The organism is Paenibacillus sp. J22P90 (genome assembly GCF_059692195.1).
Map to the genome: position 1 here is coordinate 376,165 of NZ_JCAUAY010000004.1, position 20,454 is coordinate 396,618.

At 45.8% G+C, this 20,454-nt stretch carries 21 protein-coding genes; 6 read left to right on the top strand and 15 right to left on the bottom strand.

The genetic code is table 11. The features are described 5' to 3' along the window. Positions 1-13: 13 nt before the first annotated feature. A complete protein-coding gene (locus AC58UX_RS16005) occupies positions 14-397 on the bottom strand; it encodes a hypothetical protein (protein ID WP_497254361.1) in 384 nt (127 codons plus the stop codon). Between the two features lie 156 nt (positions 398-553). Beyond that, positions 554-1,177: an FMN-dependent NADH-azoreductase gene (locus AC58UX_RS16010; protein ID WP_497254363.1), complete on the bottom strand. Its 624-nt coding sequence runs from the start codon at positions 1,175-1,177 to the stop codon at positions 554-556. A gap of 377 nt (positions 1,178-1,554) precedes the next feature. Between AC58UX_RS16010 and AC58UX_RS16015 the strand changes: the two genes are divergently transcribed. After that, positions 1,555-1,983 (top strand): cupin domain-containing protein, encoded by a 429-nt coding sequence (locus AC58UX_RS16015; protein ID WP_497254365.1) that lies wholly within the window; start codon positions 1,555-1,557, stop codon positions 1,981-1,983. 90 nt (positions 1,984-2,073) lie between these two features. On the opposite strand, the gene AC58UX_RS16020 is transcribed toward AC58UX_RS16015, so the two are convergent. The 3 genes from AC58UX_RS16020 to AC58UX_RS16030 form a co-directional block, all read right to left on the bottom strand. Then, positions 2,074-2,418: a zinc ribbon domain-containing protein YjdM gene (locus tag AC58UX_RS16020; RefSeq protein WP_497254367.1), complete on the bottom strand. Its 345-nt coding sequence runs from the start codon at positions 2,416-2,418 to the stop codon at positions 2,074-2,076. Positions 2,419-2,526: 108 nt separating this feature from the next. Next, positions 2,527-3,126, bottom strand: coding sequence for a DUF2238 domain-containing protein (locus AC58UX_RS16025; RefSeq protein ID WP_497254369.1), 600 nt, complete (start codon positions 3,124-3,126; stop codon positions 2,527-2,529). Positions 3,127-3,258: 132 nt separating this feature from the next. Then, positions 3,259-3,624: a c-type cytochrome gene (locus AC58UX_RS16030; RefSeq protein ID WP_497254371.1), complete on the bottom strand. Its 366-nt coding sequence runs from the start codon at positions 3,622-3,624 to the stop codon at positions 3,259-3,261. A gap of 177 nt (positions 3,625-3,801) precedes the next feature. On the opposite strand from AC58UX_RS16030, the gene AC58UX_RS16035 reads away from it, so the two are divergent. From AC58UX_RS16035 to tatA, 4 genes are read left to right on the top strand one after another with little or no spacing between them, the layout of a single operon-like run. Next, on the top strand, positions 3,802-4,578 hold the full coding sequence (locus tag AC58UX_RS16035) for a gluconate 2-dehydrogenase subunit 3 family protein (RefSeq protein WP_497254373.1): 777 nt from the start codon (positions 3,802-3,804) through the stop codon (positions 4,576-4,578). 33 nt (positions 4,579-4,611) lie between these two features. Continuing rightward, entirely contained in the window at positions 4,612-6,333 is a 1,722-nt protein-coding gene (locus tag AC58UX_RS16040) for a GMC family oxidoreductase (protein WP_497254375.1), read from the top strand. A 44-nt stretch (positions 6,334-6,377) separates the two neighbouring features. Then, positions 6,378-7,118, top strand: coding sequence for a twin-arginine translocase subunit TatC (tatC, locus tag AC58UX_RS16045; protein ID WP_497254377.1), 741 nt, complete (start codon positions 6,378-6,380; stop codon positions 7,116-7,118). Positions 7,119-7,146: 28 nt separating this feature from the next. Continuing rightward, complete coding sequence (gene tatA / locus AC58UX_RS16050) at positions 7,147-7,347, top strand: twin-arginine translocase TatA/TatE family subunit (protein WP_497254379.1); 201 nt, start codon at positions 7,147-7,149, stop codon at positions 7,345-7,347. A gap of 74 nt (positions 7,348-7,421) precedes the next feature. Here tatA and AC58UX_RS16055 read toward each other — a convergent pair whose 3' ends face one another. The 8 genes from AC58UX_RS16055 to AC58UX_RS16090 all read right to left on the bottom strand — a co-directional run bounded on the left by AC58UX_RS16055 (position 7,422) and on the right by AC58UX_RS16090 (position 14,210). Beyond that, positions 7,422-8,399: an aldose 1-epimerase gene (locus AC58UX_RS16055; protein ID WP_497254381.1), complete on the bottom strand. Its 978-nt coding sequence runs from the start codon at positions 8,397-8,399 to the stop codon at positions 7,422-7,424. Between the two features lie 32 nt (positions 8,400-8,431). Continuing rightward, positions 8,432-9,451 (bottom strand): LacI family DNA-binding transcriptional regulator, encoded by a 1,020-nt coding sequence (locus AC58UX_RS16060; protein ID WP_497254383.1) that lies wholly within the window; start codon positions 9,449-9,451, stop codon positions 8,432-8,434. A gap of 105 nt (positions 9,452-9,556) precedes the next feature. Beyond that, positions 9,557-9,874, bottom strand: coding sequence for a MocE family 2Fe-2S type ferredoxin (locus AC58UX_RS16065; RefSeq protein ID WP_497254385.1), 318 nt, complete (start codon positions 9,872-9,874; stop codon positions 9,557-9,559). Further along, positions 9,871-10,974: a fatty acid desaturase family protein gene (locus AC58UX_RS16070; RefSeq protein WP_497254387.1), complete on the bottom strand. Its 1,104-nt coding sequence runs from the start codon at positions 10,972-10,974 to the stop codon at positions 9,871-9,873. The genes AC58UX_RS16065 and AC58UX_RS16070 overlap by 4 nt, the downstream gene beginning before the upstream one ends. Before the next feature lie 249 nt (positions 10,975-11,223). Beyond that, positions 11,224-11,667 (bottom strand): carboxymuconolactone decarboxylase family protein, encoded by a 444-nt coding sequence (locus AC58UX_RS16075; protein ID WP_497254389.1) that lies wholly within the window; start codon positions 11,665-11,667, stop codon positions 11,224-11,226. Positions 11,668-11,734: 67 nt separating this feature from the next. Further along, positions 11,735-12,610: an RNA polymerase sigma-70 factor gene (locus AC58UX_RS16080; protein WP_497254391.1), complete on the bottom strand. Its 876-nt coding sequence runs from the start codon at positions 12,608-12,610 to the stop codon at positions 11,735-11,737. A 4-nt stretch (positions 12,611-12,614) separates the two neighbouring features. After that, complete coding sequence (locus AC58UX_RS16085) at positions 12,615-12,965, bottom strand: VOC family protein (RefSeq protein WP_497254393.1); 351 nt, start codon at positions 12,963-12,965, stop codon at positions 12,615-12,617. A gap of 15 nt (positions 12,966-12,980) precedes the next feature. Beyond that, on the bottom strand, positions 12,981-14,210 hold the full coding sequence (locus AC58UX_RS16090) for a GNAT family N-acetyltransferase (protein WP_497254395.1): 1,230 nt from the start codon (positions 14,208-14,210) through the stop codon (positions 12,981-12,983). Positions 14,211-14,388: 178 nt separating this feature from the next. Between AC58UX_RS16090 and AC58UX_RS16095 the strand changes: the two genes are divergently transcribed. Continuing rightward, positions 14,389-15,096, top strand: a complete 708-nt coding sequence (locus tag AC58UX_RS16095; RefSeq protein WP_497254397.1) for a histidine phosphatase family protein — start codon at positions 14,389-14,391, stop codon at positions 15,094-15,096. A gap of 187 nt (positions 15,097-15,283) precedes the next feature. Here AC58UX_RS16095 and AC58UX_RS16100 read toward each other — a convergent pair whose 3' ends face one another. Next, positions 15,284-17,449, bottom strand: coding sequence for a Sip1-related alpha-galactosidase (locus AC58UX_RS16100; protein ID WP_497254399.1), 2,166 nt, complete (start codon positions 17,447-17,449; stop codon positions 15,284-15,286). Positions 17,450-17,559: 110 nt separating this feature from the next. Continuing rightward, positions 17,560-20,451, bottom strand: a complete 2,892-nt coding sequence (locus tag AC58UX_RS16105) for a golvesin C-terminal-like domain-containing protein (protein WP_497254401.1) — start codon at positions 20,449-20,451, stop codon at positions 17,560-17,562. Between the last annotated feature and the right edge of the window lie 3 nt (positions 20,452-20,454).

The window sequence follows — 20,454 nt, forward strand, 5'->3', positions numbered from 1 at the left end:
TTTTTCTTATGCTCTAAATATCCAAGCTGTGGATCGAAAGCAAAGCACTTGTACGTTTGGCAATAAGCAATTCGACCGATTGTTCTACATGGAATTGTTCATATTCTGTAGCTTTTACACGCACTTTCATTAGCTTCCCATTTGGTTTCCGTATATGTAACCGATATTCCTCTAAATATTCTACTTTAGCAACGATTGTTTCCGGATCATTTTGGATGAGATCTATGCAAATTATGAGGGCAAGCACGAGAAATATGCCAAGACATACACTGAGAAGCACCGTAAATCCGATAGGACGATCGGCGCCAATTGTCAGTAGTAATTGCATGGCGGCTAGAAAGATTAAGCTGCAGATAACAATGAGTTGCGCGTTCAGCGATCTTTCGTATAGCTTCACAAGATTACCTCCTTTTTCGACTAACGGTATAAGATCATCATATATTGTATTCGTGAACGTGTTCACATTCCCTTTCTATGAATAGATTTGAACCTCTGTTTAAATAAAAAAGGAGCATCCCAAGGGATGACTCCTTCTTTATTACACCCAAAATTCTTAGAACGCTTGAGCTGCTTTCACGGTCTCACGCAAACCTTCAGCAACGATGTCAGCCGAACGATCTTTGAATTGATTATGTCCTTCAATAACAACAACTTGTGTTTGAATACCGAATAATCCAAATACACCGCGAAGTGGTCTGATGGCCGACTCAACTTCAGCCATTGGTCCTTCCGAGTACACGCCGCCACGTGCATTCAACAAAATGACTTTCTTGTCGCCAGCAAGACCAACTGGGCCTTCTGCTGTATATTTAAACGTTTTGCCAGCCTGACATAGGTAGGAAATATATGTCGTCAATGGAGCTGGGGATGTGAAGTTCCATAGTGGGAAAGCAATTACGATTTTGTCAGCCGCAAGGAATTGATCCAAAAAACGATTAGCGATCGTAGCAGCTACTTGCTCTTCTGCCGTAAGCTCATATCCTGCATTTTGCTTAAACGTGCCCGTAATCGCGTCATTCCCGTAGTAAGGAAGTTCAACTTGATACAAATCAAGTTCTGTAATTACATCCGTCGGATTTGTTTCTTTATACGCATTCAAAAATGTATCGTACATTTGAACACTTACTGCTTGATCTGCAGGTCGATCGTTTACTTTTACAAAAAGAACTGTTGCCATGACGTCATCTCTCCCATGTCTCTATCTCGTATTATTAGCACAAATTTAATTGCAACTAACATAGGCACATTATAGGACATGAGAGAGGATTACTCAAGCGTATTTTTTAACATACAAATTTAGTGGTTCGCATGCAAGAGCAATAGCAACCATTATCGAGCTTTATTTTTCCGCTTATGATAGACAAACCATGCCATTCCGATCGTTCCTGCCGCGAGTGCTGCGCAAAATAATACAATATAGCTTAAATGAAATAACTGCACATCTACCCCTCCTCCATGAGAATTTCGCTTTCCCATTCGTCTACTTATTAAGATGAGTCACAGTCAGCTAAAGTATGTACACTGGCATAGAATAGCTGTAGGAGGTGCTGCTATATGGAAAATAAACGAACATGCCGACTCATCCGTTCATCCCGAACCTATCATGGGAAGCAAGGATTTGATTACGCCGAGGCCATTTCCAAAGAAAGTGCTGATTCGCTAGGCATTTGCATGCTGCTATTAACCATTCCTCCCGGACAACGAGCAAAAGCTCATCTTCATCAAAACCACGAAACCACGATTTATATGCTGGAAGGAAAATCAGCCATGTGGTATGGGGAAAACTTGGAACAGCATATGGAGCTGGAAAAAGGTGATTTCCTCTACATTCCCGCAGGCATGCCTCATCTCCCTTATAATCCGAGTAAAACCGAGCCTTGCAGCTGTGTCCTTGCTCGCACGGATCCGAATGAACAGGAGAGTGTACTCCTGCTGCCTGAGCTGGATGCGCTTTGGGATTCTAAGACTGAGCGAGGGGGATAGTAGCTAGAGGCAACTAAACCAACTTCTCCCTATCCGTCCTACCAACGCCAATGCAAATAAAAAGATCCACGCTCAGCGTGGATCCTCTTTTCATATCTTTTTAACAAACTCCGATTTCAATTTCATCGCGCCAAAATCATCGATCTTGCAATCAATATCATGATCGCCTTCAACCAAGCGAATGTTTTTCACTTTTGTACCTATTTTGATAACGGATGAAGTCCCTTTGACTTTCAAATCTTTGATGACCGTAACCGAATCACCGTCTTGTAACACATTGCCGTTCGCGTCTTTCACTACTTTATGATCTTCGCCGTTCTCATCGTCATTTCCTGATGACGACCACTCATGCGCACATTCAGGACACACCAACAGGTTCCCGTCTTCGTACGTATATGCGGATTGGCATTTGGGGCAGTTCGGCAACTCTTCCATGCTGTCCATTCCTCCATTCAATAGTGCTAATAGTGCCACAAACGTTACCAATTGACAAGGCAGGATCTGCCATTCAGCTAACTTCCCAGCCAAATCTGCGTCTTCACTTTACCTAATATCCACTAGGGGAAGTGCCCGTTTCTTCGCCTTAGATGCCAAATAACAAGCAGTCAACGTCGCACCTACTGTACCGCAAATGATATCCGTCATCGTATCGAGTAGGCTTCCATTTTGAGAATTTAGCCCGAACAAGTGGTCTGTCGCGAACTCATAAATTTCCCACACACCTGCCATTGCGATCGAAAAAAACAAACACAGCCACACCGCGACACGCGAAGAGGGAGAATCTGTGCCTTCCTGAATTCCAGCTGCTTTGCTGTAGACCAACAAGCCGATGAAGCAAAGTATGACGCCTGAGAAGAGATGCTCTATTTTATCCAGAAAAGGAATGACCCCATAATAGCCGAATTCGTTTGCAATGAACATCGTCACAAAAATAAACAGAAGCACGCTAAAACGCAATGAAGTAAACATTGTTGTCTTCGTCCATTTCACCACAAGGCGAATGAGCTGCAGCACGGCCACGATGAGTACCGCTTGAAATATTTTGGCTCCATTGCCTTTGACGAGAAAATATACAAAACAACCTGCAGCTAATACATACATGGCAAGCTCAAAAAGGTCATTCCACCGATCCTTACCCTTCATCTGCTTCATCTCCCTTGCTGCATAATTACTTCATTATCCTATGCCTCAAACAGAACGAAATGAATGACTATCTATGTATAAAATAAAAATCCCGCCTATCCGCTATTAAGCGTGGGGCGGGTTTATTACTGGCTATTTTTTTTCTGCGAGCCATGTCGATAAGGCACTGACTTCATCATCGGATAGCTTCCCTTTAAAAGCTGGCATTGCACCCTTCCCATTCGCGATGATTGGGGTTAGTTGATCTTTTGAATACTTTCCGCCAACTTTCTGAAGATTAGGTCCGACCATCCCTTCCAAATTCGCCCCATGGCAGCTGACACAGTTTGCCTTGAAGACCGTTTGTGCATCAGCTTTAGTCGTTGTTCCCGTAGTTGCGGATGCTGTTGGTGATGTAGTTGTCGTACCTGGACTTGGGCTAGGCGTCGTTTCACTCTTTCCGCAAGCCGATAATGCCCCAGCGAGCAATAGAGTGAGGACTAAGATCTTACGATTCATGGATATGCTTCTCCTCACATTCATAGGTTCTAATGCGTGAATAGAAATTGGATGTCTACCACATACATTGCCCCCATTACCATATTTTCATACAAATCATGCATAGGAAATCCGCTTACAGCTCAACATATCCATAACTACCCAGATGTACATAAAATTCCATGGAGGTATGACAAATTGGCTGACAAAAACACGCACAATCATACGCCTGATCACTCACGTCGCCGTTTTCTCAAATACACCGGAACTGCCATAGGCGGCGTTGTAGTTGGCGGCGTCATTGGAAGTGCAGTCTCAGGAGGCTTTAAGAAGGATGCTTCCACGAGCTCTCCTTCGCCTAGTGTTAGTCCTAAACCACAAGCTACAGCTGATTATAACCAAGCCCCAATGTTTTTCAATCAAGCCCAACTGCAAATTACCGAAGCTGCTGCTGAACGTATCTTCCCCAAAGACGAGAGCGGTCCTGGCGCCACAGAGCTTGGCGTTGCCTTTTATATCGATCACCAGCTAGCAAGTCCTTGGGGTGTGAATGCCCGCACGTACCGGATGGGGCCGTTTGTCAAGGGTGAAGCCACACAGGGAGATTACCTCAGCATTCAGCGTCACGAACTCATCACAATGGGTCTGAACAGTCTGGAGGAAACGGCTAAAACCAAACATACGAAGGGGTTTGTAGATATTAAACCGGAGGAACAAGATGCGATTCTAACCTCGATGGAAAAAGGTGAAATCAGTGTCGTGAACGGCGTTACCGGTAAAACCTTTTTCAACCTTTTCCGCGTTCTCGTCATGGAAGGTGTCTATTCCGATCCGTTGTACGGCGGGAATAAAAATATGGCCGGCTGGAAAATGCGTAAATACCCAGGCAATCAGATGAGTTATACCAATATCATCGATAAAGATCAGTTCGTCGCGATGGAGCCTCGCAGCTTGCACGATCATTTCGCGCATTAAGCGTACGATTCTAATATAGGAAGGAAAACGTGTATGGCTACTAAAATGCCGAAAGTCCCCGTTGTCATTGTAGGAATGGGATGGGTCGGGGGAATTATTGCCGCTGAATTAACGAAGCAAGGTGTCAAGGTAGTTGGCTTAGAGCGCGGGAAGCCGCGCAGTACGGCTGATTACTATATGGTGCATGATGAGCTGCGCTATGCTTCTCGCTATGATCTCATGCAGGATTTATCCAAAGAGACTGTGACGTTCCGAAATACGGAGAAAATGGCCGCAGTGCCGATGCGTGAATACGGCTCCTTCCTGCTCGGCGAAGGTCTCGGCGGGGCGAGTGTGCATTGGAATGGACAGACGATGCGGTTTCTCCCTTACGATTTTGAAATTTATAGCAAAACAGTGGAACGTTATGGGAAGCAGAAAATACCTGAAGGCATGACGATTCAAGATTGGGGCATTACCTATGATACGTTAGAGCCTTATTTTGATAAATTCGAAAAATTAACTGGTATTTCTGGCGATGCTGAGCAGAATCCGTTGGTGGGCAAACGCTCTGCCCCGTTCCCAACGAAGCCGATGGTGAAAACACCGGTCCTGAAATTGTTCGAAGATGCCACGAAAAAGCTCGGCTACCATCCCTATATGATGCCTTCTGCTAACTTATCGGAGCAGTATACGAACCCGGATGGCATTACCCGTGCTGCCTGCCAATATTGTGGCTATTGTGAGCGTTTTGGTTGTGAATACGGCGCCAAAGCAGATGCGATCGTGACCGTGCTCCCTGTTGCGCAGAAAACCGGCAATTTTGAGTTGCGCTCCTACTCCAATGTGATACAAATTCTCAATGACGGTAAAAAAGCAAGCGGCGTTGTGTATGTGAATACGGTAACAGGAGAACAGTTTGAGCAGCCTGCCGATGTTGTCATTATGGCCAGCTATGTTTTTAACAACATTAAGCTTCTACTCACCTCTAAATTGGGCAAACCGTATGATCCAGCCACAGGCAAAGGCGTCATCGGGAAAAACTATTGCTACCAAACGAACGGTGGGAATGCGACAGGCTTTTTCGATGAAAAACAGTTTAACTTGTACGCAGGCGCAGGTTCCCTTGGCATGGAGATTCCTGATTTCAATGGTGATAATTTCGATCACACCAATTTGAATTTCATCCATGGTGCAGGTCTGCGCATCTCGCAAACCGGACAACGACCGATTGCGACAAACTCTGTTCCTAAAGGTACACCAGCATGGGGAAAAGACTTCAAGCAATCCTCGTTGAAATATGCGAACAGCGTTATTTCCGTTTCTCCGCAGGGAAGCAGCCTGCCATGGAAGCATCATTATGTGGATTTGGATCCGACCTACAAGGATGCTTACGGTCTTCCGCTCCCACGGATCACCTTCGATTTTGAAGAACAGGATCGTCAAATGATTAAATTCATTGCGGGAAAAGCTGCCGAAATCATGAAAGAAATGAAACCAACCACCATTGGCTCATCTGATCAGCTTGGTCCCTATAATATCGTGCCCTATCAATCCACCCATAACACTGGCGGTGTAATTATGGGCGCTGATCCCTCTACTTCTGCAGTAAACTCCTATCTACAAATGTGGGATGCAGAAAATGTATTCGTCGTTGGTGCGTCCGCTTTCGTACATAACAGTGGCTACAATCCAACAGGTACGGTTGGAGCGCTGGCCTACCGTGCAGTGGAAGGGATCGCGAAATATTTGAAACAAGGTGGAAGTGTCGTTTAAAACTGGCGGGAAACCTTCACATCACACGAGAAAGGAGGACAAGCATGGAGCAGGAAGATTGGATTTTGCATTTGACTGAGGTTCGCAAGCGATTGCTGATCATATTGGGCTGGTTCATTATCACGCTATGTGCTGGCTTATACCTCTCTTCGGACATCTTGCTTTACTTGAAATCACAGCCATTGATTGGTGAAATCAAATGGAATGTGTTCTCATTTACAGACGGTCTGATGATCTATATGAAATGTGCGGTTCTGTTTGCGGCTTTGTTTACAGTGCCCGTCGTTCTCTACCAAGCATGGGCCTTCGTGAAGCCGGGCTTAACCGAAGCTGAATCTAAGAGCGCACTCCCCTATATTCCTGTCGCCTTTGCGTTGTTTATCATCGGCGTCTCGTTCTCCTATTGGGTTGTGTTCCCCATGATGATGCGATTCATGATTCGAATGAATCAGTCCATCGGCGCCGTTGAGACATATGGCATCGATCGTTATTTCGCTTTTCTGTTTCAAATTGTTATACCTATGGCGATTGCATTTGAGCTGCCAGTGATCCTCCTGTTTTTAACGAAAATCGGGTTGCTCACGCCTCAAATACTGAAAATGTCCAGAAAATACGCCTATATCGCGCTCACAATCACAGGCTCATGCATTTCGCCTCCTGATATGATTTCACATTTATCGGTCACAGTGCCGTTAATTCTGCTATTTGAAATCAGCGTACTCGTTGCCGGCTGGCAATGGCGAGCCATGCAGCGTGTCGCAAAGCTGCAGCTCGTTGAAGAATAAGAAAAGAAAATGAAATGAGGATGATTGTATGTTCAACAATATCGGGGTTTCAGGATTAATATTAATTCTGGCGATCGCATTAATCGTTTTCGGCCCTTCCAAGCTGCCACAGCTGGGGCGTGCCTTCGGGGATACGCTGCGTGAGTTCCGCAACTCCACACGCAATATTATGGAGGATGGCGATCGGGATCATTTGATCGAAAATGAGGGTAAAAAGCCGCCGTTGTAAGCAAAAGTAGGCACAGAAAAAGGAGCTATTCACATTTGTGAAGGAGCTCCTTTTTGCTTATCTTCGATTGAAAGCTACAGTAACTCCAACCATACTGCTGTTGATAATCGTATAACTTCCTGCGGAGCAATGCCCCTAGCCCCTGTCTGCTCAGTTGGATAAGGGAGATTAAACGCATCCGTCACATACGTGTAAGGTTCGATAGAGAACGCATCTGTCCAATTCGGTTTAAAAAGAATCGCGAACGGAAACTTTGGATCCATCTGGTATGCAATCCGGTGTCCTGCCTTCTTCATATTGAAGTAGCATGTTCGATCATCTCTAAGAGTAACTAAGGAGCAACCGAGTTGGGGATAGTTAGCAAGCGCAATTCCGACTGATAAGCTTTTACAGAAATCCGTCTCAGCCGGTGGCCCCTTCACGAAAGCCAAATTCGTAACCGGCCATTCCGCTATCGCAGGTACGGTTAAGACAGCTTCTTCCCCGGCGAACGTTGAAGCAAAATACGGATGCAGCCCGAGTGCAAACGGCGCGGTGTCATTCCCTTTATTTTCAACCGATATCTCCGTGGTCAAACGACCTTCAATTAACCGATGTGTCACTCGAAATCGTAAGGGATGTGGGAAATAATCCATGATTTCCGGATGCTCCGCATAGTCAAACTGACAAGTCACGTAAGCACCATGCTGATCTGCTGCCCCCACCTCCACGATGTTCCACGGTTTATGCGAGATTTCGCCGTGCAAATGATGATGAGGCGGCTCATTCAACGGGAGTCTATATTCCCTGCCTTGGAAAGTAAATGTGCCATTCTTAATCCGGTTCGGGGGAAATAAGATCGGTGTACCGTACATCGTATGATGGCTTGAATGATCGATGAATGCCTGTAAGCTGCTCGGTGGCACAATGATCGGGATATTTTTGCACGTATACGAAAGTAAATTTGCGCCAAAATCAGGCGTTAATCTAGCTCTCGCATCCCCTTCAGAATCTATAAGCTCTAACAACGTGTAGCCCAACTCCTGAACTTGGTTCACCGCATAACGACTCATTGTGCAGCATCCTTTCATACTTTCATGCCCAGTTAGAGGCTTTCTGCTATCAATATGCTAGTTTCGGTATACTGATATTCACTATCTGGCTTCTTTCCCGTAAAAATCAAATCGTATAAAATTCGTAGAGAACGATAGCCTTGCTGAATGGGATTTTGCATAATCGTAAAATCGATGATCCCTTCTCGAAGTCCCTGCTCGACTTCAGGTAATAAATCATTACACACGATGCGAAGTTGACCACCTTTTCCAGCCAATTTAACTGCCTCGATACAAGCACCAGCATGACCTGTCGCCATATAGATGCCATCCACATCCGGATACATCTTCAGCGCATCAATCAGCTTGTGAAAAGTATCCTCATAGCGATCGTACCCTTCAATCACGCCAACAACTTCAATCTCAGTATGAGCTAATTTCTTCTTAAAATGATGAACTCTTAGGCGATGCGCATGAAATTTCATGTTCGCTACAACAACTAGCACCTTGGCTTTGCCCTTGAACATTCGTGACATGAGACCAGCTGCTATTTCACCGCTTTTCCCCAGATCCTGACCAACAAAGCAGCTCCGTTTCGAGTTTTCTATATCCGAATTAAAGGTTACTACGGGAATGCCTTGCTCAACCGCCATATCAATACTTGCACGGCTCGCTTCAACATCGATAGCCGAGAACAGAATGCCGCTTGCGCCATTGGCAATCAACGTTTGGATCGCCTTTGCACCCTCATCTGGCTGTTCATTACTGATATAGGCATATTCTAAGCGAATACCTAGCCCTTTTAATTCATCTTCGGCTGCATGAATACCTTTGCGAATATCATCAAAGAATGTGATTTCCTTGGGGGGCATCACAATCCCAATTTGGATTGGGTTTCTATTAAAAGCGAGCGCTTTTGCGGCCATATTGGGTACATACTTCAGCTCATCTGCGATGGCGAGTACTCGTTCCCTAATTGCTGGCTTTACGCCAGACCTGCCGTTCAGCACGCGGTCTACAGTACCTCTGGAAACCCCAGCTTGCAGGGCAATTTCCCTAATCGTAACGCTCATACTAATCTCCATTCGAAATATTTTGTGTGCGGGCACGTTATAAGTATGATTGAAAAATTGGCTATGATCAAGTCCGCGGCGTTGCATATCAAATGGAGCACTCTCTTAGGGGATCTGGATGAACACCTTACCTGTCTCTACTTTCGTTTCATAAGTTTTCAGCTTGATACACACAGGAACTCGCTTCGCTTCCCCCGTCGTAATATCGAAGCGTCCATTATGCTTCGGGCATTCAATGAGATTTCCCATCACTAATCCTTTGGAAAGATGAATTTTCTCATGGGTGCAATAACCGTCCGAAGCGTAAAATTGACCCTGGGCATTGCGATAAATGGCAAATGTGGCATCTCCATGGTCAAACCGTATCACATCCTCCTCTTCAAGCTCGTCTACTGCACATACCTCAATCCATTCGCCCATCATGATGGTTGTCTCCTGACTTCTGCGTATTTTTCTTCCATGCCATTGCCAAAATAATAAGGTCTAGCGTTAACGGGCAGCGGCTTTACGACAACATAAGAGGGATCTTGCTTTTGTAAACGAAGCGCAATGACAACCTCTTTCAAAGCAGCCCATAAACTCGTGCGAGGGGCAGGGCAATCGTCCTTCATCTCTTGATGCAGCTTAGGCAACGCATGGTAGGGCACCATCGGAAACATGTGATGCTCCGTGTGATAATTCATGTTCCAATACAGAAAACGAAATATCGGATTCATCCGAACTGTACGTGTATTCAATCGATGATCCAGTACATCCTCATAAAGTCCTAGATGCTGCGTCATCCCAAAAAGAAGTACCAGCAGATTGCCATAAAAGGAAGGCAAGAAAATAAACATCGCTGGGAGCAGGCTCCCCATGTACAGGCAAGCTCCTGCAACAGAAAGAATTATGAGCATATAGATGCGTGCTTCACGAAATACTTTTGGATACTCCGAGGCTGGAATGTAGTCCATCTCTGCCGTTTCCAATTTACCAATCGTATGCAGGGCAAATCGTTTGATTTCGATCGGTCCACCGTACAAATGAAAAATTTGCATCATGATGATTTTCCAAATAGGTGGTCGCTCCGTTAAAATCTCTGGATCCCGGCCAACAATAATGGTATCGGTATGATGCCGTGCATGACTCCAACGCCACGGAGTTGCTGAACGTAAAACGAAGAACGAAGCGATCTGATACACAACATCATTCATCCAAGGCGTTTTGAATGCTGTCCCATGTCCACACTCGTGCCATCTCGAATCGCCAGGTGAAGCATAGAATACGCCATAAATGAAAAACGCCGGAACTGCCCACCACGTCCCCCAAGATAGAAAGGCCAAGTAACCAAAACCAATTAACGCACCAAACCAAATTAATGTGTCCCGTATTGCTGGCCCATCCTTTCTTTTCATGAGCTCTTTCATTTTCGCGCGGGGAATGGGACTGGCATACCACTCAGCACCGGCTAAACCGCGTTCTTGCGCTCTTTTGCTTTCTTGTCCAGTGATACTGTAATCTCTCTTCTGAACAACAATTGCCATAATAATGCCTCCTTTTTCATCATATAATGTTAGGATAATACATTCCGTGCTCGGGCACGAAATTAAGTAAAAAATAAAGCCAATCGACTTTCTTCGAGTTGCCTTTTGTCATTGCATTCATTTTCGTGCTCGGGCACAATTTTATAATAAAACATCCTTCTGTCCATTTCAAGAAGAAAAAAGCCATGGAGAGGAAATTCCTCATCCACGGCTTAATCATCTATTTGACTATTGAAAAAAAGACTCCTTTTACATGCATCCTGGAAACATACCTGTGGAAATCGCGATACGGTTCCATGAATTGATCGTGTTGATCGCCATGATGATCGTTACAAATTCACGCTCGTCGATATGCTTGCGTACGCGATCAAACAACTCTTGCGGAACACCAGCTGCGGAGATCGTTGTCACGGCTTCTGTTAATTCCAAAACTGCTCTTTCTTTCTCTGTATAAATAGGAGACTCACGCCATACGCTGAGCAAGTAAATACGTTGCTCGCTCTCACCCATCTTGCGCAGCGCACTTGTATGCATATCTATACAGAAGGCACAGCCATTGATTTGAGATGCTCTAATTTTAATAAACTCATAAAGTGTATGATCTAAGCCGCTTTCCTTAATGAATCCTTCCAGCTTCATCATCGTTTGATAAGCCTCAGGGTTAACTTTACCGTGTTGAATTCTAACTTCCATATGAATCTCCTCCACTTATCTTTTTTCTTTTCGCTATTAAGACAAATGAGGAGGATGTTTTGTGACATTATAGCTCAGAATAAATTTTTTGCAATTTATCTGGATTACGAATGAGATACATGTGGCTAGATTGCTGCTGTCCCATAGCTAGGTCAAACAGGATTACCATTTGAAGCCGTTGATCCACCATTTGAACAAGTCCTGTCTGGCCATTGATTGTAGTAGATATCCATTGCCCTTGCAGTGACCCTTTGGTATGGACCCCTTCAAAAAATGCAGCAATCCGCTGTTTCCCATAAATGGGTTGGATGGCAGCGCGCACTTTGCCGCCTCCATCAGATACCATCACGGCATCTTCCATTAATAAGGAGACAAAATCTTGGAAGTTGCCTGTTTCCACAGCATGAAGGAACTTCGTCACGAGTGGTTCCGTCTCACCTAGCGTTGTTTCTTCATTCTCTGAAGAATGACCGAGCTTACTCTTTGCGCGGCTATAAATTTTGCGGCAGTTCGCTTCCGTTTTTTGGAGCATGCCTGCGACCTCGTCATACTCGTAACCGAGCACTTCTCTCAGCACGAAGACAGCCCGCTCCACCGCTGACAATTCTTGCAACAACACTAGAAATGCATAGGATATCGTTTCGTCTTGTACCACGCTTCCCACGGGATCCTCACGGGATGCGGTAACTTTGGGCTCAGGCAGCCATGAGCCTATGTAGGTTTCTCTTTGTTTGCTGGCCGAATTCAAGTAATTCAGGCAGCGGTTGGTTACCATTTTGACTAAATACGATTTCAAATTCGTGACATGATCCGTGTCCGTCTGCTGCAACATGATAAACATATCCTGCAGCATATCCTCAGCATCGGATACCGAACCCAACATGCGGTACGCAACCGAAAATAATAACGGCTTATATGTAATATAGACGCTTTCCAATTCCATGCCGCTAACACCTACAGATCATAAGGATATTCCCATCGGGATCCTTGAAATTAAACCAATGACCGTGCTCGATGCCAGTCAATAACTCGACCTTTTTATCCTGACAATACCGATAGGCAGCCTCGATATCATTCGAATTGAAATGAAACGCTGGAGCTCTAAAAACGTGATCTTCTGCGAATATCTTGCTTTCCAGCACGATACTTGTCCCTTGCATCGGTAACACATACAAATGTCCGTGAAGAATCTCGCCATCACTCGGAAGACCTAAGAGTTCGCAATACCAATCACGTGATTTTTCAATATTTTGAACAGGGATAAATACGGTGCCAATTTGATTAAGTATGGGGGGCATTGTAGGAAACCTCCTTTAGTTTTTACACACGACATAGGTGAGACAATCTGTTTTGAGCAGGATTTTTTTGCCATTGCGCTCTATTGGAAATGATAACTTTTTTACGGTCGTAAATACAACTTGCCAGTTTGCGAAGTGCTTACTTAATAGGTTTTGTAAGTGATCCGTCTTCATATTTAGTTCGATGAATGGAGTTAACGATTCCCCTGTTAGCACATCAATTTCCTCGACATTCGAGTTCACGATCAGACAATTAATGCCGTTAACTTTTGTGCCATTAGCAATCCTAGTTAGAACTTGTTCGAAGGTTTGCTCCGAGTCTACATGTTCTAAAGTCGATACCGCGACGATATAATCGAAAGCTTCAGACGGAATTTCATAGTCTCCTATGTCTGAACAATTTGCTTCCATTTTTTGACGAACGCCGTACTGCTCGCTATATGACAGCAACTTATCTAGCGCGGATTGCATAATGTCTACGCAGACAATTTTCACTCTTTTAGAAGTTAAGGCCTGCGCCATCGGAATGCTGTTTCGTCCAACCCCACAGCCCAGATCCAGAACTGACACTTCGTCATATGCCTCAAAATGAGGTATTTGATCCATCACTGTTTTCACAGGATTCGCCAGCCATGAGCCTTGTTCAAATAAGGTGTAATTTTCATAACAAGCTTCATGATATTGTCTTTCAGCATCTCTGACCCGCATAATCCGCGAATGCTCCATCAACCAACAATCCCGAAGCTCGCCCTCGTGCATCTCATGAGCTGGCAATGCCTTTACTTTCTTAAAGCCGCAACGTTCATAGCACGAAATTGCTCGAACATTCCACTGCTGGGGATCCATCACAACACGGTCTGCCTTCATGACTCCGAGTAGATAATCCAGCATCGAAGTAACAAGCTGTTTACCGATCCCCTTATCCCAATAAGCGGTTTCCCCGATGAATTGGTCCGTACCATAGATCTTATCGGTTGGGTCAGCATATCCATATGTGAGACGTTCCTCTTCACCCAGCTCATAAAATTGAATGTAGCCGATCGGCTGATCTTGATAAATGATGAGGCAACGGGTCTCCGCATCTTCCGGATAAAAATCGTCCTCCACCCTCTGCATATCGTGGGGGCTGTCTCTGCCTGCATAGTAGGTTAATACCTTGGGGTCAGTAAGCCATTTCAGTAACCATTTCTTGTCGCTGGGTTCAAGCTCGCGAACATGTAGAGTCTCTGTTTGATAAATCAGCATCAGGCACCTCGTTTCCAAATATTGCTACACATTACTTCGACACAAGCTTCGAATATTCTTTTTCCGGAGCCTATTGAAACTTGAATTTTTGCATAAACGCGAGTTTTTTCATCCTATTGCTAAGCAGGTAACAGGCGCCTATACTAAATTTTGTATATGAGATGAATTGGAGGCCCTTATGAAAATTTATATTATTCGACATGCGGAGCCGGACTACCCGAACAATACCATCACCCCGCCCGGACATTTGGAAGCTCAAGCATTAGCCACACGACTGAGTGGAACTAAAATCGACAGAATTTATCATTCCCCCCTTGGCAGAGCTATACATACGATGCAGTACACCGCGGATGCCATGGGGATTCAGCCCAGCTTGCTGCCTTGGACAGCAGAGCTCGATGGATGGGATATCCAGCAGCCTACAGGGAATAAAGCTGTCGCGTGGAATTCCGATAACTCGTGGATTCGTGAACATCGTCCGTATCCTTCCAGCGAGAACTGGCATCAGCTGCCACCGTTTGACGTCCCAGCTTTCCAAGATAAATTCCAAGAAATCCGTGACAATTCGGATCGATTCTTTGAAGAGAACGGCTACCAACGTGAAGGCGGTCGCTATCGCATCGTCGAGTCCAATCGAGACACGATCGCCGTGTTCTGCCACCTTGGCTTTGGCTTAGCCTGGCTGTCTCATCTCCTAGAGCTTCCTTTGCCGATGGTTTGGGCAGGCTTTTGGATTGCGCCAAGCTCCGTCACGACTATCGTCATGGAAGAACGCGGACATGGATGGGCAGTGCCGCGCTGTTACGGCGTCGGCGATGTGGGACATATTTATCAAGCGGGCCTTCCACTTAGCCGCGCTGGGTTGATTGCGGATAATATTGACTAATGCAGTGTAAGTATAAAATACAGCAGCATTTAGACCGCTCTCGCTGGAGAGTTAGTCGATTTCATAGACTAACTCCTGCATCATAGCCGCTCTCACAGGCCAGTTAGCCGGTTTCATCGACTAACTCCTCTAACTAAAGAAAACCTGCAATATAATCTGCAGGTTTTCTTGTCCTCTCCACGATCCCTTAACCCCAAACAATCTCAATCATCAACTCTTGCCGCACCTCGCCGCACTCGACTACATACACATCATTCCCCATGGGAATTGACGGCTTCTCCACCCCATCGACTAACACCTGAAACGAGACTTGTTCCGAGTAAAAAGCAAATTTGCCGCCTTCTCGCAGTCTGATGATTTCTCTGCCCGACAGGCTCCGCTGCCCGATGACCGCATGCGGGGACGCATACTTGTTCAATAATCCTAGCGGCGTCACCTTGCCTTTGATCTCTACAAGTACAAACAGCTTACATTCCTCTGGTTGCAGGACAAATGGGAAGCTTTCGCCCGCTGCCAGCACTCTGCTTTCCTGAGAGAAATGTTCGTAGAGGACAACACGTTTTTCCGAAAATCCGGATATATCTGCCGCTGATACAGTGCTTCTCAACTCGATCTCTTCTTCCTCAATATGGAAAGCAGCGACAATTCCCGCATCGCCTGCATAATTCCATAACTTCAGCGGAATTCCGTCACGCGTTGGATCCTTCATCAAGCAATCTGGCGTAGGCAACGCGATTTGCTCACATCGAATCAGCTTGCCATCGTGATAGACAAGCGGCAGCAGCTTACTTGGATCTGTCTTCCCTAGCGCATCGCTGATATAGACAGGCCCGCCACTGATTGCTCTTAGTACTGAATTTTGCATATCGTCATGATTGATCGTCCAAAACATATCCCAATCCCCCCAATAGAAGGGGCTGTGATAGTAGGAATTGTAGGCGTTCTGCAGGGCATGCTCACGAAAACCGTGCCTAATCTTAGGCATAAAATCATCACTGTTGCGCGATACGGCAGATTTGGGGCGATGCCATATATTTTCAGCGCCCAATCCCATACAATTGATCATCGTCAAATTAAAATGAAGCGCAACGGAGGCCTCTATAGCTTGATGAGCAGCGGATGCTGATGCACCAATGGACCGATCGTATTGCAGGAAGTTGTTAATGGCAGCCTGACTGTCGATCTTGACGAAATCTATGCCCTGGTTGCTAAGATACCCATGCCACGCATGCCAAAAACCGAAGCCCAAAGCCGGATCCGGATAAGGAATTAGACTGCCATCTGGCGTGCTGTATAAGTATTGACTTAGCGACTTCGCTATCGCACTCTCCGGATGGATTCCACACCAGTAGCCAACAATCGTATGCCAAACACCGACCCACTTTACACCGTGCTGTTCTTTTAACAAAGAGACTGTATGGGACAGCCCCTCTGGAAACTTGTCGGAATTGGCTTCAAATGCCTGCAGCTTCCCGTCCGACGATGTCGACCAGCCGTCATCAATCATCATCCAGCGAACCGGGAGTCCCAATTGGTTAAACTCCACGGCTTTCGCCAATACACCTTGCTCATCCACCTTCTGATAAAAGGCGTCCCAGCTGCACCACCCCAAGTAATCCAACACTTCAGGATACGTTTTGCGCTCGCGCGGGAGGACTGGATAGTCCAGCTCCATCAGCGCAGCTTCCGTTGTGCGATCCGACAATATGAATGGATCTGACCCGACCCCCAAGCCGAAAGCTAGTGCTTCATTTCTCTGCAAACCGCCCTGGTAGGAAGACAGAATGATTGAGAAGCCCTGCGCCGACGAGCCGCCTCCACCTTGAAGATCGGTTCGACACACGGGACCGCAAACCGGCAACAATCGATAGTAAGCTGCATCAGTCTCCCAAAGCAGTGAAATTGTCTGAGCAGGCAGCTTGGCAGGATCTGTATCAAAATGTGGCCGAGTCCACCAGTCACTGTGCTGATAATTTGCCATAAGGCCGCTGATCGCTTCAATTTGATCTATTGTAATTGCGATTCCCTGTTTGCCCGCGAACGACTTCCTCCGCATGAACGAGTTCTCACTATGAATCTGCCCCGCTACAAAACCAAGGACAATATCGCTGTAACACCGCAACGATATTGATACAGATACTTCCGCTTCATTTTCAAATTTCAATGTATACTCATCATAAGACCCAAGTTTGTTCACACCACATCTTGTATCGCAAGCTTGATACATAAGCCTCTTGGGTGCTTCACCATCCAAAGTAACCATTACTCCGAAGCCTCTTAACAAAGGCTGACCCGAAGTTCCCTCCAAATCTAGCGATGGTGCGAGTAAAGTAGAATCTTTATAGGTAAACATCGTGTCCACTTCCTGATCATTTTTCTATAATTTCCCATTTGTAAAACTTTGGTTTTTTTGTAAGAGAACCGCCCGAAGACGGTTCCCTCTACATTCTATTCTCTAATCCCTTATTGCAAAATCACCAAATCAGTTAATGCCGACATATCGATGAGATTATCCCAAATAAACGCTTTGATCGAATAGCCTTCTACCGATTCTGGCGTCGTAATCGACACAGTTAACGTATTATTGTCGTATTTGTTCAATACAACCTCCTGACTCTTCGTTTCCACGATGCCGGAAGGACCGTACAAGGCGACAATTAACGTTGCGTTCAAGTGCTTATCGGACGAGTTAATAATTCTGGATGATACCGTAATCGTGCCCGCCGTCATCTCGGTTAATTCTTGACCATTTGCATCCGTAAACACAGGTGTATCCACGCTCATCTTCGGTCCGACGATCACTTCAACCGAATTGCTTTCGGTAATGCGGCCATTATAATTAAATTTGGCATGGAAACGCGTTACACCATCAGCAAGCCCAATGATAGATCCACCGCTGATCGTTGCAATAGTCGGATCGTCTACGATGTACGTCAGCTCCGGTGAATCCGTAGGCAGCTCTACCGCTTGCCCCTCGCTATCTGTGCCCGTCACGGAGAATCTAGTGGATTCTCCTACGCGCAGCTGCAGCTTCGAGGAGAATAGCTGAATCCGAGCGATATCCTCTAAGCCAAAGCCTTCTAAATACACGAGCTTAATCGCATCCGCTACGACCTCGCCATTTGCAGCATCGTTCAATTGAACGTAACCTGAAGTACCTGCACTAAAGCTATGGATGCCGAGTATATTCCAGGTTCCGCCTCTTACTGGCCTTTGATCGGCCGTATAGGTTTTTGAACCAGTTGCAGAGGCGACCGTGTACTTTGCATTCCCCGCTCTGGATGATCCCCCGTCCGGCAGATAGTAATACACAGCGTAAAAACCAGGGATCGTAACCTGAGGCGTCCATTTGACCGAGTTTGTTCCTGATCCAGCTGCAATCTTCACAAAGCTGTTATTAAAGGAATTGGTTCCTGTTGAAGCCGTCCAGGTGCCGACCTTCACAGACTGCGGATCATCGACGATGACGGACTTGCGCGTTTTTACGGCAACGCTTGCGCTCGGCTCAGACAGATTCCAATTCCTGTCTTTAGCCACCACATAGAGATTGTAATCCGTATCTGGTGTGAGTCCTGTCACTGTCGCTTCATTGCTCGCGATCACGGAAGTGAGCAATTGATTGTTCGCTGCGTTATATATATCCGCATCGAGTTCCACGCCATTTTCAGAAGCTGCCCATGTCAAGGTTACGGTCGAATCTTGGAAATCCTTCACGGCCACCGTCGTCGGTTTTGCTGGAGCAATTGTGTCATTGATTGCTGTAGACGAATCTTCGAAAGCTCCGATATCCGGCAATCCTCGGTAAATCGGATTGTTCCAGAAGTCTCTTCCCCCGTTGTTAGCGACCACAGCACCCGCTCCAATTAACGGTGAATCAGGCTTCAACTTATAACCCTCTACCGTGTTGTAACCGTCCACACCTTTACCCGGATCTACGAAGCCTGGATTACCGACGACGTTATTCTTTCCATGTGTCGGTGCGGCTTTGCCATAGAAAGCGTTGGACAGGAATTTGGGTCCTGTCGGATACGTTTCTGTGACGGGTGATGGCCCAGTTACATAGAAAACGTTATTCATATACGTGGCATTCGGATTATTTTTCATTTGGAACCCTATGCCTAGATCATTATAGAAGACGTTGTTGTAGTAGATTCCTGGGTCGTTGATGTTCATCGTGTAGCTATGCCATCCATCACGCTTATCGTTCTGACTGATGTTATAGCGTAGGATGTTGATACCGCCTTTCAACTGTCCCATATCCATGAAGAATCCGCCCGCATTGTCATGGGTGTAGTTATATTGGAAAATATGATCGCCTCGCGTAGCCAGATCCGTGTCAAATGCAGCAGAATCCGAATCCGCTTTGATCTCTGCGCGTGTACGGCCTACCTCGTTAAATTGCACGAGCGCTCGGTCGGTTCTCCATACCCAGATACCTGCAATCCATTTGATACCAGGGGCATAGGCACCCGCATCCAAACTGATATTATGCTCAATCAATGGATTGACTGAAACCCCTACAATGATGCCGTCAGCTCCGGTATTTGATACCGTGTTGCCTCTAATCGTGACATTTTTGTTGAAATACGCGACATCATTGGAGAAGGCTGTAATATTAACCCCTATGACCGCCAGATCATGAATATAATTGTTTTCAAGCGTCAAGCCGTCAATATATGCTTTGGGCTTACCGGTTTCAAATTCCCAAGCTTCGATTTGGATACCGGCGTTCGCATTTTTGTTAACCCCTTTATCCTTACCATCTGTAGTCGTGGTCGTCGCTTCGCCTGTCAAATTCATCCCTGTGACATCATGAATATCCATATTACGAATCGTAATATCATTCATAGGTCCATTATGAAATGACTTAATCCAGATTCCGCTTCTTCTGTAAAAACCTGTTTTGTAATCATCCGGAGCCGCTGGATTAAAGTTCGTTAACTCCAGATCCTGCAGCGTGATATACTGAATGTTTTCCAGATCAATGGCTGCATAAGCGGCATTAGCGTTGATGATCGGCGTAGGACCATCCCCATATTTGCCTACAACAATTGGATTACCTTCTGCTCCTGAGCTTTTCAGCTTCAACGAACCCGACCAGGAACCGCCAGATTTGAACAAAATATGATCGCCAGGTTGAAAATTGGTCTTGTTGTTTACCTTCGTTAAGCTCTTCCAAGCTGTCGCTTCACTCGTTCCGTTACTACTGTCATTTCCGTTTACGGCATCAATATAGTAGGTAACTCCGTCAGCATAGGCACGATTAACAGGACCGACAGCTCCCCATACGCCTAGCAGCATAATTGCCGCCATGACTATGGAAATCATCTGTACAATTTGACGTTTAAAATTCATGGT

Bases quoted from the DNA above. Each gene is read 5' to 3' on its own strand.
- AC58UX_RS16010 (WP_497254363.1), bottom strand. From the start codon at position 1,177: ATGGCAACAGTTCTTTTTGTAAAAGTAAACGATCGACCTGCAGATCAA.
- AC58UX_RS16015 (WP_497254365.1), top strand. From the start codon at position 1,555: ATGGAAAATAAACGAACATGCCGACTCATCCGTTCATCCCGAACCTAT.
- AC58UX_RS16020 (WP_497254367.1), bottom strand. From the start codon at position 2,418: ATGGAAGAGTTGCCGAACTGCCCCAAATGCCAATCCGCATATACGTAC.
- AC58UX_RS16025 (WP_497254369.1), bottom strand. From the start codon at position 3,126: ATGAAGGGTAAGGATCGGTGGAATGACCTTTTTGAGCTTGCCATGTAT.
- AC58UX_RS16030 (WP_497254371.1), bottom strand. From the start codon at position 3,624: ATGAATCGTAAGATCTTAGTCCTCACTCTATTGCTCGCTGGGGCATTA.
- AC58UX_RS16040 (WP_497254375.1), top strand. From the start codon at position 4,612: ATGGCTACTAAAATGCCGAAAGTCCCCGTTGTCATTGTAGGAATGGGA.
- tatC (WP_497254377.1), top strand. From the start codon at position 6,378: ATGGAGCAGGAAGATTGGATTTTGCATTTGACTGAGGTTCGCAAGCGA.
- tatA (WP_497254379.1), top strand. From the start codon at position 7,147: ATGTTCAACAATATCGGGGTTTCAGGATTAATATTAATTCTGGCGATC.
- AC58UX_RS16055 (WP_497254381.1), bottom strand. From the start codon at position 8,399: ATGAGTCGTTATGCGGTGAACCAAGTTCAGGAGTTGGGCTACACGTTG.
- AC58UX_RS16060 (WP_497254383.1), bottom strand. From the start codon at position 9,451: ATGAGCGTTACGATTAGGGAAATTGCCCTGCAAGCTGGGGTTTCCAGA.
- AC58UX_RS16065 (WP_497254385.1), bottom strand. From the start codon at position 9,874: ATGATGGGCGAATGGATTGAGGTATGTGCAGTAGACGAGCTTGAAGAG.
- AC58UX_RS16070 (WP_497254387.1), bottom strand. From the start codon at position 10,974: ATGGCAATTGTTGTTCAGAAGAGAGATTACAGTATCACTGGACAAGAA.
- AC58UX_RS16075 (WP_497254389.1), bottom strand. From the start codon at position 11,667: ATGGAAGTTAGAATTCAACACGGTAAAGTTAACCCTGAGGCTTATCAA.
- AC58UX_RS16080 (WP_497254391.1), bottom strand. From the start codon at position 12,610: ATGGAATTGGAAAGCGTCTATATTACATATAAGCCGTTATTATTTTCG.
- AC58UX_RS16085 (WP_497254393.1), bottom strand. From the start codon at position 12,965: ATGCCCCCCATACTTAATCAAATTGGCACCGTATTTATCCCTGTTCAA.
- AC58UX_RS16090 (WP_497254395.1), bottom strand. From the start codon at position 14,210: ATGCTGATTTATCAAACAGAGACTCTACATGTTCGCGAGCTTGAACCC.
- AC58UX_RS16095 (WP_497254397.1), top strand. From the start codon at position 14,389: ATGAAAATTTATATTATTCGACATGCGGAGCCGGACTACCCGAACAAT.
- AC58UX_RS16100 (WP_497254399.1), bottom strand. From the start codon at position 17,449: ATGTTTACCTATAAAGATTCTACTTTACTCGCACCATCGCTAGATTTG.
- AC58UX_RS16105 (WP_497254401.1), bottom strand. From the start codon at position 20,451: ATGAATTTTAAACGTCAAATTGTACAGATGATTTCCATAGTCATGGCG.